This is a genomic window from Bradyrhizobium sp. 159, assembly GCF_023073795.1.
Classification (GTDB): domain Bacteria; phylum Pseudomonadota; class Alphaproteobacteria; order Rhizobiales; family Xanthobacteraceae; genus Bradyrhizobium.
Genome location: NZ_JADPKE010000096.1, coordinates 44,702 through 59,195 on the forward strand (window position 1 = coordinate 44,702; position 14,494 = coordinate 59,195).

Annotated in this window: 9 protein-coding genes; 5 read left to right on the top strand and 4 right to left on the bottom strand. The window is 65.1% G+C overall.

Annotation, left to right across the window (positions count from 1 at the left end):
• Genes glgX through treY form a run of 3 tightly spaced genes read left to right on the top strand, consistent with a single transcriptional unit; the run spans position 1 to position 6,618 of the window.
• Positions 1–2,079, top strand: a complete 2,079-nt coding sequence (gene glgX / locus IVA96_RS30005) for a glycogen debranching protein GlgX (RefSeq protein WP_247420940.1) — start codon at positions 1–3, stop codon at positions 2,077–2,079.
• On the top strand, positions 2,076–3,830 hold the full coding sequence (gene treZ, locus IVA96_RS30010; protein ID WP_247420941.1) for a malto-oligosyltrehalose trehalohydrolase: 1,755 nt from the start codon (positions 2,076–2,078) through the stop codon (positions 3,828–3,830). Before glgX ends, treZ begins: the two co-directional genes overlap by 4 nt.
• Before the next feature lies 1 nt (position 3,831).
• Complete coding sequence (gene treY / locus IVA96_RS30015) at positions 3,832–6,618, top strand: malto-oligosyltrehalose synthase (RefSeq protein WP_247420946.1); 2,787 nt, start codon at positions 3,832–3,834, stop codon at positions 6,616–6,618.
• Positions 6,619–6,620: 2 nt separating this feature from the next.
• On the opposite strand, the gene IVA96_RS30020 is transcribed toward treY, so the two are convergent.
• Entirely contained in the window at positions 6,621–6,935 is a 315-nt protein-coding gene (locus IVA96_RS30020) for a polyhydroxyalkanoic acid system family protein (protein ID WP_247295929.1), read from the bottom strand.
• A gap of 178 nt (positions 6,936–7,113) precedes the next feature.
• Between IVA96_RS30020 and IVA96_RS30025 the strand changes: the two genes are divergently transcribed.
• The gene (locus IVA96_RS30025; protein ID WP_084298933.1) at positions 7,114–7,278 is read left to right on the top strand and encodes a DUF3309 family protein; all 165 of its coding nucleotides are present in this window, start codon (positions 7,114–7,116) and stop codon (positions 7,276–7,278) included.
• A 70-nt stretch (positions 7,279–7,348) separates the two neighbouring features.
• On the opposite strand, the gene ligD is transcribed toward IVA96_RS30025, so the two are convergent.
• Positions 7,349–10,033, bottom strand: a complete 2,685-nt coding sequence (gene ligD, locus IVA96_RS30030) for a DNA ligase D (RefSeq protein WP_247421102.1) — start codon at positions 10,031–10,033, stop codon at positions 7,349–7,351.
• Positions 10,034–10,150: 117 nt separating this feature from the next.
• On the opposite strand from ligD, the gene IVA96_RS30035 reads away from it, so the two are divergent.
• Positions 10,151–11,035: a Ku protein gene (locus IVA96_RS30035; protein ID WP_247420949.1), complete on the top strand. Its 885-nt coding sequence runs from the start codon at positions 10,151–10,153 to the stop codon at positions 11,033–11,035.
• Between the two features lie 49 nt (positions 11,036–11,084).
• On the opposite strand, the gene IVA96_RS30040 is transcribed toward IVA96_RS30035, so the two are convergent.
• The gene (locus tag IVA96_RS30040; protein WP_247420951.1) at positions 11,085–11,774 is read right to left on the bottom strand and encodes a response regulator transcription factor; all 690 of its coding nucleotides are present in this window, start codon (positions 11,772–11,774) and stop codon (positions 11,085–11,087) included.
• Complete coding sequence (locus tag IVA96_RS30045) at positions 11,771–14,494, bottom strand: sensor histidine kinase KdpD (RefSeq protein WP_247420952.1); 2,724 nt, start codon at positions 14,492–14,494, stop codon at positions 11,771–11,773. Before IVA96_RS30045 ends, IVA96_RS30040 begins: the two co-directional genes overlap by 4 nt.

The window sequence follows — 14,494 nt, forward strand, 5'->3', positions numbered from 1 at the left end:
ATGCGCCTGACTGCTGGATCGCCCGCACGCCTCGGCGCAAGCTGGGACGGACGCGGCACCAATTTCGCGCTGTTCTCCGCCAACGCGCAGAAGGTCGAGCTCTGCCTGTTCGACACACAGGGCCGCCGCGAGCTCGAACGCATCGAATTGCCTGAGAGGACCGAAGACGTCTGGCACTGCTATCTCAACGACGTCTCGCCCGGCCAGCTCTACGGTTACCGCGTGCACGGCCCCTACGAGCCCGAGCACGGCCACCGCTTCAACGCCAACAAGCTGCTGCTCGACCCCTATGCCAAGCGGCTTGCAGGACGGTTGGTCTGGAGCGATGCGCATTTCGCCTACCGCACCGGCTCACCACGCGAGGACCTGTCGTTCGACCGGCGCGACAATGCGCGCGGCATGCCAAAGGCCGTCGTCGTCGACGAGACCTTCAACTGGGGCCGGCGTGAGATCAGGCCCAACATCCCCTGGGAAGACACCATCATCTACGAGGCCCACGTCAAGGGCCTGACGCAGAAGCGCGATGACGTGCCGCCGAACCTGCGCGGCACCTATGGCGGTCTGTCATCGCCGGCGATGATCGAGCATCTGAAGAGGCTCGGCGTCACCACGATCGAGCTCCTGCCGGTGCACAGCTTCGTCGACGACCGCATCCTGGTGGAGAAGAAGCTCGCCAATTACTGGGGCTACAATACGCTGTCCTTCTTCGCGCCCGAGCCGCGCTACGCGCAGGACAACGCGCTCGATTCCTTCCGCACAACGGTCGCGCGGCTGCACGACGCCGGCATCGAGGTGATGCTGGACGTCGTCTACAACCACACCGCCGAGGGCAATCACCTCGGGCCGACACTGTGCTACCGCGGCATCGACAACGCCTCCTATTACTGGCTGAACCGCGAGAACCCGCGCTATTACGACGACTTCACCGGCTGCGGCTCGTCGGTGAACCTCACCCATCCGCGCGTGCTCCAGATGGTGATGGATTCGCTTCGCTACTGGGTCGAGGTCTGCCACGTCGACGGCTTCCGTTTCGACCTCGCCACCACGTTGGCGCGCGGCCCGAACGGTTTTGATCGCGGTAGCTCGTTCCTGACCGCGGTCCGGCAGGATCCCGTGCTGGCGACCGTCAAGCTCGTCGCCGAACCGTGGGATCTCGGGCTCGGCGGCTACCAGGTCGGCGCCTTCCCCTCGCAATGGTCGGAATGGAACGATCGCTACCGCAGCGCCATGCGCCGCTACTGGAGCGGCGAAGGCAGCCTGATTGGCGACATCTCCAGCCGTATGACGGCGTCATCCGACCTCTTCAACCATGACGGAAGACGGCCGCGCGCCAGCATCAACCACATCACCGTGCATGACGGCTTCACGCTCGCCGACCTCTTCAGCTACAACGAGAAGCACAACGAGGCTAACGGCGAGGACAATCGCGACGGCTCCAACGACAACCACAGCAACAATTGCGGCGTCGAGGGCCCGACTGACGACCTCCAGATCCTCGGTCTGCGCCGGCAGCTTCGCAAGAACGTGCTGGCCTGCCTGATGCTGGCGCAAGGCGTTCCGCTGATCCTCGCCGGCGACGAGGTCGGCAATTCGCAAACCGGCAACAACAATGCCTATTGCCAGGACAACGAGATCGGCTGGATCAATTGGGACAATCTCGGCAAAGAGGACGACGACATGGTCGATTTCGTCGCCCATCTCGCCGACATCCGCCGCCGGTTCTCGCAACTGCGCAGCCATCGCTGGCTCGATGGCCGCCCGAAAGACGGCATCTCCTACGGTGCGCTGTGGCTGACGCCGGCCGGCGACGAGATGACGGAGAACGATTGGAAATTCCCGGAAGGGCGGTTTCTCTCCTATGTGATGGGACCGATGGAACCGGGCAGCGCCGCGATCTTTATCGTTCTGAACGCCGCTCCTGAAGAGATCGCATTCAAATTGCCCAAAATGACCGAATACAAGAGCTGGCAGCAGATCCTCAACACGACCGAGGCCAGGCTGAACTCGATCGACTTCCTGCCCGGAAGCGACAGCAAAGCGCCGCCGCGATCCGTGCTCGCCTTCGCGGGGGCGCTATGAGGCCATCCTTCGGGGCGAGGCCGACCAAGGACGGCGTGTCGTTCCGGCTGTGGGCGCCCGGCGCGCGCCGCGTCGACCTCCTGCTCGACAGAAGGCACGCGATGCAGCGCCGGCAGGATGGCTGGTACGTGGCCGACATTGCCGGGCTGCGCGCCGGTAGCGATTACAAATTCCGGATCGACGACGAGATCGACGTGCCCGATCCGGCCTCGGCATTCCAGCCCGCGGATGTGTTTGGCCCGAGCGAAGTGATCGATCACGATGCCTTCGCCTGGCGCGCGCGCGATTGGCGCGGCCGCCCTTGGGAAGAGACGGTGCTGATCGAGACCCATGTCGGCACCTTCACGCCGGAGGGCACGTACCGCGCCATGATCGACAAGCTCGATCATCTCACAGCGACCGGCATCACTGCCCTGGAATTGATGCCGCTGGCCGATTTCGCCGGCCGCCGCGGCTGGGGCTATGACGGGGTGCTGTGGTATGCGCCCGACAGCACCTATGGCCGGCCCGAAGACCTGAAGACGCTGATCGACGAGGCACATCTGCGCGGGCTCATGGTGTTCCTCGACGTCGTCTACAATCATTTCGGTCCCGAGGGGAATTACCTGGGCCGCTATGCGCCGACCTTCTTTACCGAGGCACACACGCCCTGGGGCAGCGCGATCGATTATCGCGTGCCGCAGGTGCGCGCATTCGCGGTCGAGAACGCGCTGTCCTGGCTCAGCGACTACCGCTTCGATGGCCTGCGGCTGGATGCCGCCAACCACATCATGGCGGTGCCCGGCGAGCAGTCGATGCTGCAAGACCTCAGCGTCGCCGCCGGCGAGCTCGCCAAGGCCACGGGACGGCACATCCATCTCGTGCTGGAGAACGGCGACAACCGTGCGAGCCTGCTCGATGCCGCCCAGGAGCCGCCGAACGGCAAATATCGTGGTCAGTGGAACGACGACTATCACCACGTCTGGCACGTGATGCTGACCGGCGAGCTCGCCGGTTACTATGCCGACTACCAGACCCCGCGCATGGATCTTGCGCGCGCGCTCGCATCGGGCTTCGTCTACCAGGGCGAGATCTCGGAATTCTGGGGCAAGAAGCCGCGCGGCGAGCCGAGCGGCGAGCTGCCGCCGGCGACCTTCGTCAATTTTCTCCAGAACCACGACCAGATCGGCAACCGCCCACTCGGCGACCGGCTCGAGAGCCTGGCAGGATCAAAGCAGATCGAAGCCGCGCTCGCGGTGACGCTTCTCGCACCGATGATCCCGATGCTGTTCATGGGCGAGGAATGGGGCTCGACAGCGCCCTTCCCGTTCTTCTGCGATTTTCAGCGCGGCCTTGCCGATGCCGTCCGCAAGGGGCGCAAGCAGGAATATGCCTGGGCTTACGAGAAATATGGCGACGAGGTACCGGATCCGCTCGATCCGGCCACGCTGCAATCGGCCGTGCTCGACTGGACCGGCCGCACCTCCGAACAGAAGGCACGACTCGCGCTGGTGCGCGAGCTGCTCGCCGTCCGCCGCCAGGAGGTCATGCCCCGCCTGAAAGGAGCGAGTTTCGGCGATGCCGAGGCAGCGGATACGGGCTTGCTCACCGCGCATTGGCGAATGGGTGACGGCACGACTCTGCGCTTGGCCGCCAATCTCTCGGACAAGGATATCGCGTATTCCAACCTCAATTCGGGCACGCCGATCTGGGGCGGCGAGGCCGGCGAGCGGCTTCCGCCCTGGTCGGTGGTCTGGCGTCTCGGAGGTTAGCATGCCTCCGGCCATTCCGCTCGCGACTTACCGGCTCCAGCTCACCGCGGATTTCGGCTTCGACAAGGCCGCCGCGGTTGTGCCCTATCTGAAGGCGCTCGGGATCACGCATCTCTACGCCTCCCCGGTGATGAAGGCTCGCAAGGGCTCGACCCACGGCTATGACACAGTCGATCACAGCCAGCTCAGCCCCGAACTCGGCGGCGAGACCGGCTTCGCGCGGCTGAGCGAGACCTTGACCGAGCACGACCTCGGACTCATCATCGACTTCGTGCCCAATCACGTCGGCGTGCATTTTGCCGACAATCCCTGGTGGCTCGACGTGCTCGAGTGGGGCCAGGCTTCACCGCATGCGGTCTCATTCGACATCGACTGGGATCAACTGGCCTTCCGCGCCCGCGGCGGCGTGCTGCTGCCGATTCTCGGCGCGTCCTATGGCGAGGCGCTCGAGCGCGGCGAGATCGAGCTGCGTTATGATCCGGACCAGGGCAGTCTTTCCGCCTGGTATTTCGAGCACCGCTTACCCGTCGCGCCGGAGCGCTATGGCGAAGTGCTGCGGATGATCGTCAAGGATGCGGATGCGGGGGAAACGGAGCCCGGCAAGCGCCTGCTCGCGCTCGCGGCGCGCTACACCGGACTGCGCCGTCCCAACCGCAAGGAAGCTCCCGCGTTCAAGGCAGAGCTCAAGGACATTGCGGGTGCTGCCGACATCATCGCGCGCGGTCTTGCCGCCTATCGCGCTGCCAAGGACCGTCCCGCCCAGACGCTGGCGCTGCATCATCTGCTCGAGCGCCAGCACTACAAGCTCGGGCATTGGCGCCTCGCCTCCAGCGACATCAACTATCGCCGCTTCTTCGACATCAACGGCCTCGCCGGCTTGCGCGTCGAGGATCCCGGCACGTTTGCCGCCACGCACCGGCTGGTCAAACAGCTCATCGCCGACGGCAGACTGCAAGGCATCCGTCTCGATCACATCGACGGCCTGCGCGATCCCGCGCAATATTGCCAGCGGCTGCGCCGGCTGGTCCGCGACGCCCAAGGCAACACAAAGCCATTCTATACAGTGGTCGAGAAGATCCTGTGCGAGCACGAGCGCCTGCCGCATTTCGCCGGGGTCCAGGGCACCACCGGCTATGAATGGATGAACGTCATCACCCAGGTGCTGGTCGACGCCAAGGGGCTGACGGCGTTGGACGAGACCTGGCGGCAGATCAGCAACCGGCCGCCCCGGCTTGCGCCTTACGTCAAGGACGCCAAGCGGCGGGTGCTGGAGACGCTGCTCACCAGCGAGTTCACCGTGCTGACGCGCCTTTTGGCGCGCATCGCCAACGGGCATTACTCGACGCGCGACTTCTCCGCCGACAGCTTGCGCCAGGCCCTCGAGCTCTATGTGCTGCATTTCCCGGTCTACCGCACTTACCTCACGACGAGCGCGCCGACCGCACACGATCGCAAGCTGATCGATGAGACCATCGAACGCGCCCGCGGGGAATGGTTCGCCGCGGATGATGGCATTTTCGACTTCCTGCGCGACGCTCTGACCATGGACCTGCTCAAACCTAGGCGTCCCCCACACAGCGCGCCGCGCGTACGCCGCTTCGCGCTGAAGGTGCAGCAATTCACCGGACCGATGATGGCGAAGTCGCTGGAGGACACCGCGTTCTACCAGTTCCACCGGCTGCTCGCGCTGAACGAGGTCGGCGGTGATCCCGCGAGCATCGGCCTCACTATTCCCGCTTTCCATCAGGCCATGCAGGCCCGTGCCAGGGAATGGCCGCACGGCATGACCGCCACGGCCACCCACGACACCAAGCGCGGCGAGGATGCCCGCGCGCGGATCGCGGCGCTCAGCGAGATTCCCGGCGAATGGACCAGCGCGGTGGCGCGCTGGAAGGTGTTGAACGCGCCACATCTCACCCACCGAGATAGTTTCCGCGCGCCGTCGGCGACATTCGAGTACATGCTCTACCAGACCCTGCTCGGAGCCTGGCCGCTCCAGGGGCCGGTCGGTCCTGATTTCGTCGAGCGCATCCAGGCCTATGCCCTCAAGGCCGCGCGTGAAGGCAAGGAGGAGACGAGCTGGCTCAATCCGCATGAAGCGTATGAAAACGGGGTCAACAGCTTCATCGACAAGATCCTCGACCCCGCCCAGTCCGCAGAATTCCTGGAGGCTCTGCAGACCCTGGCCCGCCGCGTCGCACTGCTCGGCATGTTGAACTCGCTGAGCCAGCTCACGCTCAAGGCGACGCTGCCAGGCGTGCCAGACTTCTACCAAGGCACCGAATTCTGGGACCTGTCGCTGGTCGACCCCGACAACCGGCGGCCGGTGGACTTTGCCGCGCGCCGCAGGGCGCTGACGTCATTGGAAGCTCCAAACTGGAGCGACCTGATCAAGGTCTGGCCGGACGGCCGGCTCAAGCTGGCCTGGACCCGTCATGTCCTCAAGCTGCGCAACCGACTCCCCGACATCTTCGTCCAGGGTGACTATCAGCCACTCGAGGTTCGCGGCGGGCATGCTGAGCACGTCATCGCCTTCGCCCGCCGTCATGGCCCGGCGGCCGCGATCGTCGCGGTCGGGCGTCACTTCGCGCCGTTCACGCAAGGAGGTCGGGAATGGCCGGCGCTGGAAGGCTTCGATGCAACCGTCGATATCACCGGCTACACCGCGGCTGGCCTTGCAGGCGATGAACTGCCGCTCGCGCAGGCCCTGCGCGATCTTCCCGCGACCGTCATCGAGGCGCGCACCGCCAGTGCAGCGAGGCCGATGCGGCAGCGCGTGCGCGCCTGAGGCTACTTTCCGTCCTTGGTCAGCAGCAACTGTCCGCGCTTCCTGATCGCGCCCTGGGCCATCTCGGCAAAGCGTTGCAACAGCCAGGGCAGCACCACCTCGACCCGGACGTGATCTTCGGCAACGTCGACCTGGCCGGTCGCGATCTGCCCGAGCGCGCGGATGCGAAAATTCATGCAGTCGCCGCTCCAACGCTCCTCCTCGACCTGCATCACGGGAATGCTTGCCGCGGCGCGGCCAAGCCCCGTCTTGAGGCGGCGTACCGCCTCGTCGCGGCCGAGACGATGCGGAATTGAGACGACGAGCGGTTCTGCCATGGCCGTGACCCTGCTGCTGATCCTCACCTCATCATGCCGCATGGAAAGGCAAAAGTTCCAAACTGCTGAAGCCGGAACCCGCATTGCGAAGCCGGAACTTTAAAACCTGCGGCAAGTTGCCCCCGGATAACGGGACAGGTCAGACGACCCTTTCAAGAAAGGGCTGGAGGAGATTCGCATGTCTATCGGCACGATCATTCTGATCATCTTGGTCATCGCCCTGCTCGGCGGCTTCAGCGGCATCGGCGGCGGACCGTTCTACGGCACCGGTTATTACGGCGGCGGCGGCCTCGGACTCGTCATCATCATCCTGCTGATCCTGCTCCTGATGGGACGCATATAGCCGAAGACGGATCGTGTAGGGTGGGCAGGCGAGCGTGCCCACCCTGCGCGCGACGCGCGGTAGCACAAATCTACTTCACCTTTCCCGCCAGCTTCTTGATCGCCGCCTTGATCGATGCGGCGGCATCATCGTAGCCCTCCCACGCTTTGGATCTCGCCAGCAGGCCCGGCACCGTGCTCATCGTATATCGCTTCGGATCGAGGTCGCTCTTCACCTGCGCCCAAGTCACGGGCATCGACACCGTGGCACCGGTGCGCGCGCGCGGCGACAGTGGGGCAACCGCGGTCGACATGCGGTCGTTGCGCAAATAGTCCAGGAAGATCTTTCCCTTGCGCAGCTTCTTCGACATGTTGAGCAGATAGCGTTCGGGATCGTCATCGGCCATCCACTGGCAGACGCCTTGCGCAAACGCCTTGGCCTCCTTCCAGCTCACCTTCTCGCGCGCGCCGTGGAGCAGCGGCACCACCACGTGGAGGCCCTTGCCGCCTGTGGTCTTGCAGAAGCTGTCCATGCCGATATCGCTCAGCCGCTGCCGCATCTCCTTGGCCGCCTCGACGACGTCGGCGAATTCGACGTCGGGCGCCGGATCGAGATCGAATACCAGCCGGCCCGGCGTGTCATAGGCATAGGGCGCGCAATTCCAGGGATGCAGCTCGACGCCGCCGATCTGCGCCACCGCCGCGAGCCCTTCAATCCGATCGATCTGCAAATACGGCTTGCGGTCGCCGGAGACTCTTGCGAGCTCCAGGAGGTTCGACGTCCCCTGCATGGCATGGCGCTGGAAGAAGCACTCGCCCTTGATGCCGTCAGGGGCGCGGATCAGCGAGCACGGCCGGCCCTTGAGGTGCACGATCATCCATTCGCCGACGGCTTCGAGATAGCGCGCGAGGTCCAGCTTGGTCACGGCATCGCCGTTTCCGTCGTCGGGCCACAGCTTCTTGTCCGGCTTGGAGATGACGACGCCCATGACCTCGGCGTTGCTGCCGCCCGGGGCCGACCGCGCACCTGGCCGCGCTTTTGCGCGCTTCGCTCCTCTGGCCGAGGGTTCGGCGAGCTCGGTATCGACCGGCGTCTCCGCCTCAACCTCCTTGGCCGGCTTGTCCTGCCGCAGTCCCTTGAACGCGGCCTGACGGATATTGCCGTCGGCGGTGAAGCCGGCAAACTCGATCTCGGCGACGAGCTCCGGCTTCAGCCAGTGCACCTCGCGGGTCTTCTTCGGCGCGTTCTTGCCGCCGAAGGGGCTTTGCTTGGCCTCCATGGCCTTCAGTGAAGGCATGAGGCGCTTAACCTTGTCCGCCCCAAAGCCGGTGCCGACCATGCCGACGAAGGCGAGATGATCGCCACGCTGCACGCCCGCCATCAGCGAGCGGAACTTGCCGTTCGTGGTCTTGTAGCCGCCGATCACCACCTCATGGCCGGCGCGACATTTCGACTTGACCCAGCTCTCGGTGCGGCCGGAGCGATACGGCGCATCCAGCTTCTTCGATACCACACCCTCGAGCTCAAGCTTGCAGGCCGATTGCAGCACGGCATCGCCCCCGCTCTCGAAATGCTCCACATACCGGATCTGGCTCGTTTTCCGCTTGCGTGATTCCAGAAGCTCCTTCAGCCGCGCCTTGCGCTCGCCAAGCGGCAGCCGACGGTAATCCTCGCCCTCGGCGAAGAGGAGGTCGAAGGCAAAGAAGATCAGCTCGTCGGTCTTGCCGTCCGACAACGCAGCCTGAAGCGAGGAGAAGTTCGGCGCGCCGTTGTGGTCGAGCGCGACGATCTCGCCGTCGATCAGCACGTCCGGCAGCGCCCCCGCTTCCTCGGCAATGGAGGCGAATTTGCCGGTCCAGTCGAGACCCTTCCGCGTCTTGAGCGTCGCCTCACCGTCCTCGACCCGGAGCTGGACGCGATAGCCGTCAAACTTGATCTCATGGCACCAGCCCCCGTCGGCCGGCGGCCGCTCGACCAGCGTGCAGAGCTGCGGCGCCACGAAGTCCGGCATCTCCGAGACCTTCTTGGCGCTCGCTGCTGTCGCGGCTGTCTTCTTCGCCGTCGGTCTAGCCTTCAACGCCGTGCGCGGCGCGGGCTTCACTGTGCGCCCTTTCGTCTCCTCGGTGCGGTTGGACTGCCAGACTGCGTCGGCCTTGCTCTTCGGCCCCTTGGCTAGCATGAAGGGCTTGGGCGCGCGCCCCTTTCCTTCAGCGATTTGCTCCATCGCGCGGCCAGAAGCAACGGACTTGTCTTGCTCGAGGATATCGTTGTCGTTGCCCTCGCGCGCATATTCGTCACGATGCTTGATGAGCAGCCAGTTTGTCCGCTTACCGCCGGTGCGGTCGTTGCGCATGCGCACCAGCACCCAGCTTCCCTGCAGCTTCTCGCCATGGAGGGTGAACTTGAGATCGCCCTTCTTGAAGCCGGCTTCCGGATCTTCCGACTCCCAATAGCCTCGATCCCACAGCATCACGGTGCCGCCACCATACTGGCCTTCGGGGATCGTGCCTTCGAAATCACCATAGTCGAGCGGATGGTCCTCGACCTCGACCGCCAGCCGCTTGTCGTGCGGATCGAGCGAGGGCCCCTTCGTCACGGCCCAGGACTTGAAGACACCGCCGAACTCGAGTCGGAGGTCGTAGTGCAGCCGGCTCGCATCGTGCTTCTGGATCACGAAGCGCCGCTGCTTCGACGGCGCCACGGCGGTCTTGCCCGATGGCTCGGGCGTTCTCTCGAAATCACGCTTCTGTCGGTAAGTGGAGAGTTTTTGCAGCACGACCGGTCCCGCTTCTCTTTGGGCATTCAAGCCTATCACGGCCAAAGTCCCACCCGGAACCAAAACCCCATGGCCGGGTTGGGGTTCCAAAACGCCTTGAAAACGCTGGAGAATGGAATGGCCCCGCGTGCCTATTGGAAGGGAACGTTGAAGCTCTCGCTGGTCAGCTGCCCCGTCGTGCTCTACCCCGCCGCAACTGCCGCCGAGAAGACGCGATTTCATCTCATCAACCGCGAGACCGGGAACCGGCTCAAGCAGCAGATGATCGATTCCGAGACCGGCGACGTCGTCGAGAGCGACCAGAAGGGCCGCGGCTACGAGCTGCGCAAGGGCAAGTATGTCGAGATCGAGCCGGAGGAGCTCGAAGCGGTGCAGATCGAGAGCAACCACACCATCGACATCGAGAGCTTCGTGCCGCGCGAGGAGATCGATAAGCGTTACCTTAACCACCCCTATTACATCGCGCCCGACGGCAAGGCCGCGGCCGACGCCTTTGCCGTGATCCGCGACGCGATGAAGGATCAGGACCGCGTGGCACTCGCAAAAATCGTGCTCACCAATCGCGAGCACGTGATGGCGATCGAGCCTCTCGGCAAGGGCCTGCTCGGCACCACGCTGCGCTATCCGTACGAGCTGCGCGACGAGGACCAGTTCTTCGATGACATCAAGAGCCCGAAGATCACCAAGGACATGGTCGAGCTCGCCGGTCACATCCTGCACAGCAAGGCCGCGCATTTCGACCCCAGCGAATTCAAGGACGAGTACGAGAACGCGCTGAAGGCGCTGGTGAAGCGCAAGGCCAGCGGCAAGAAGATCGAGCTGCCGGAGCCCGAGGAGCGGCCGAGCAACGTCGTCAGCCTCATGGACGCGCTGAAGCAGAGCCTGAAGGGGCGCGGAGGCGGGAAGACATCGGCGAAGCCCCACGCGCGCCGGTCGACCGGGCGCCATCGCAGCGCGAAGAAGGCGCACCGGTCGACGGCAAGGCATCGCAAGGCGGGTTGACTGTCATTCCGGCGCGACGCAAAGCATCGCTCCCGGAATGACGGCTGGTCTAATCGCCCGCCTTCAGCCTGTATCCGATTCCCGTCTCGGTCAGCACATAGTGCGGCCGTTCCGGGTCGGCTTCGATCTTCTGGCGGAGCTGGCGGACATAGACGCGCAGATATTGCGCGTCGGTCAGCTCGTCCCAGAGCTCCCTCAGCAGGAAGCGGTGGGTGAGCACCTTGCCGGCGTGCTGCACCAGGACGCGAAGGAGATCGTATTCCTTCGGTGACAGCTTCACCTCGCGCTCGCCGACCTTGACGATGCGGCGGACGAGATCGACGGAGAGATCGCCGGTGCGAAACACAGGGCGCTCGCCTTTGACTTGAAGCTGGTGGCGCAGCGCGGCACGCAAGCGGGCCAGAAGCTCTTCCATGCCGAACGGCTTGGTCAGGTAATCGTCGGCGCCGAGATCGAGCGCCTGCACTTTGCCGGCCTCGTCGCCGCGGCTCGACAGCACCACGATCGGCACCCCCTCGTTGCGGGCGCGGATGGTGCGCAGCAGCTCGTGGCCCTGCACGTCGGGCAGGCCGAGATCGAGGATGATCAGCGCCGGCTCCTCGGCAAGCTTGTCCAGCGCGATCTTGCCGTTCGACGCCTCCAGGATCTCATAGCCCTGCGTCGTCAGCCCCATCCGCAGCAGTTTACGGATCGGCGGCTCGTCGTCGATGACCAGGACCTTGATCGGGGCAGCACTCATGCGGCGGTATCCAACGCGTGGGTCTGCACTGGGACGGGCAGACGGATGGTGAGGATCGCGCCGCTCCGGTCGCTGCGGTTGGCGGCCGAGATCGTGCCCCGCATCGCCTCGACGAAACCGCGGGAGATGGCGAGGCCGAGGCCGGTACCGGGCCGGATATGATCACCCTTCTGCACGCGATAGAACTTGTCGAACACGCTCTCGAGCTCGTCGGGTGGGATGCCGCCGCCCTCATCGGCGATCTGGAGAACGATCTGATCCCGCTCGCGCTGACTGCGGATCGCAATCGTGGTGTCGGGCGCCGAGTATTTCGCGGCGTTGTCGAGCAGGTTGAACAGCACTTGCTCGAACAGCACGGCATCGAGCTCGAGCATCGGCACATCGGCCGCCAGCACAAGCTCGACCTTGTGAGCAGCGAGGATCTTGGCCGCTCGCCGCAGCGCGCTACCGACGATCTCGCCGAGATCGTGCAGCGCCGTATTGGGCACGATGGCGCCGGATTCGAGCTTGGTCATATCGAGCAGATTGGCAATGAAGCGGTTGAGCCGTTCGGACTCGTCGATCACGGTCGCGAGCAGGTCGCGCTTCTCGGTGTCCGAGAGCGCGCCGTCGAGGTCGCGCATGGTGGAGGCCGCCCCGAGGACCGAGGCCAGCGGCGTCTTCAAATCGTGCGAGATCGAGGTCAGGAGCGCCGAACGCAGCCGTTCGGATTCGACAGTGCGCTTGACGCGATCCATGTCCTCGACCAGCAGCACGCGTTCGATTGCGAGCGCGCCCTGGTCGACCAGCGCATCGAGCAGCCGGCGCTGGTCCGGGGTCAATAGCGGGCCGGTGCGGTCGTTGTCGATGCCGATGACGCCGATCGGACCACGGCCGGTGCGCATCGGCAGGAACAGCCGTTTCGCACCCGGCAGGGTGTCCGAGCCGCGACCTGCGGTGCGGTCGTTGCTCCAGGCCCAATTGGCGGCGGCGAGGTCGGCCTGATCGAGCTCATCCTCCGGCGGATAGCCGGATTTCACCGTGAGCAGGCCCTCTTCCGGCAGCAGCAACACGACGCGGACCTTCAGCATCAGCGCGATCTGATAGGCGGTTGCCCACAACACATCGTCGAGCGTGCCGGTGCCGGCGAGCTTGCGGCTGAAGGCATGGAGCTGCTCGGTCATCCGGATCCGGCCGATCGCGGTGTCGGCCTGGATGCGCACACGTGCCGCGACATTGGAGACGATCATCGCCACCACCACGAACAGCACGAAGGCGGCAACGTTGGTCGGGTCGGTGATCGTGAAGGTATAGATCGGCGGCAGGAAGAAGAAATTGTAGCACAGCGAGGCCGCGGCGGTCGCGAGCAGCGACGGCCACAGGCCGTAGCGGACCGCAACCGCGACCACCGCCGTCAGCAGCACGAGGTCGACGTTCTCGATGCCGAACCGGGGCTGGACCAGCTCCGCGGCGCCGAGCCCGATCAGCACGATCCCGAGCGCCTTCAGATAGGGCAGCGGGTTGAACGGCTCCGCGCGCGCAGCGGTCTGTACCGCGGTCTTGGGCACGGCCTCGCCGGGCAGCTCGTCACCGGCGATGACGTGGACGGTGATGTTGCCGGCGCGGCGCACCAGGTCATGCACGACTGAGCCGCGCGCTATCTCGAACCAGCGCGAGCGGGTCGACTTGCCGATCACGATCTGGGTGACGTTGTTGCCTTGTGCGAAGTTCACGACGTCGTCGGCGATGCGGCGGCCCACAGCGGGAATCGTCAGCGCCTCGCCGCCGAGCGATTCGGCAAGCCGCAGCGTATCGGCCAGCCGGTCGCGCTCCTCGTCGGAAAGCTGGAGCGAGCGGCGCGTCTCGATCGAGAGCGCGGTGAACGGGGCATGCAGCCGATCGGCCAGCCGCTTGGTATAGCGCACCAGCCCGGCCGCGCGCGGATCCTCGCTGACGCAGACGAGGATACGTTCGCCCGCAGCCCAAGGACCGGCGATGGCGTTCGCCTGCATGTGGGTGAGGAGCTGCTCGTCGACCCGCTCGGCCGTGCGCCGCAGCGCGAGTTCGCGCAGAGCGGTCAGGTTGCCCGGCGAGAAATAATGCTCCAGCGCCCGCTCGGCTTGCCTCGGCACATAGACCTTGCCCTCCTTCAGCCGCTGGATCAGGTCGTCGGGCGTGAGGTCGATCAGCTCGATCGCATCGGCGCGATCGAACACCGAATCCGGCACCGTCTCGCGCACCCGCACATGGGTGATCTGGGCGACGACGTCGTTCAGGCTCTCGATGTGCTGGATGTTGACGGCGGTATAGACGTCGATGCCATGGGAGAGCAGTTCCTCGACATCGAGATAGCGCTTGGGGTGGCGGCTGCCGACCGCGTTGGTGTGGGCGAGCTCGTCGACCAGCGCAATTTGCGGCCGCCGCGCGATCACGGCATCGAGGTCCATCTCCTCGACGATCTGGCCGCGGTAGTCGATCCTCTTGCGGGGGACCATTTCGAGCCCACGAACCAGCGCCTCGGTCTCGGCCCGGCCGTGGGTCTCGACGAAGCCGACCACGACGTCGATGCCGGCTTTGCGCTTGGCGTGGGCGCTTTGCAGCATCTCGTAGGTCTTGCCGACGCCCGGGGCGGCGCCGACGAAGATCTTCAGCTTGCCGCTCGCGCTTTCTGCCCGACGCGCGGTTTCCAGCAACGCATCGGGCGACGGACGTTGTTCGGGATCGCGGCGCGGTTGAACCAT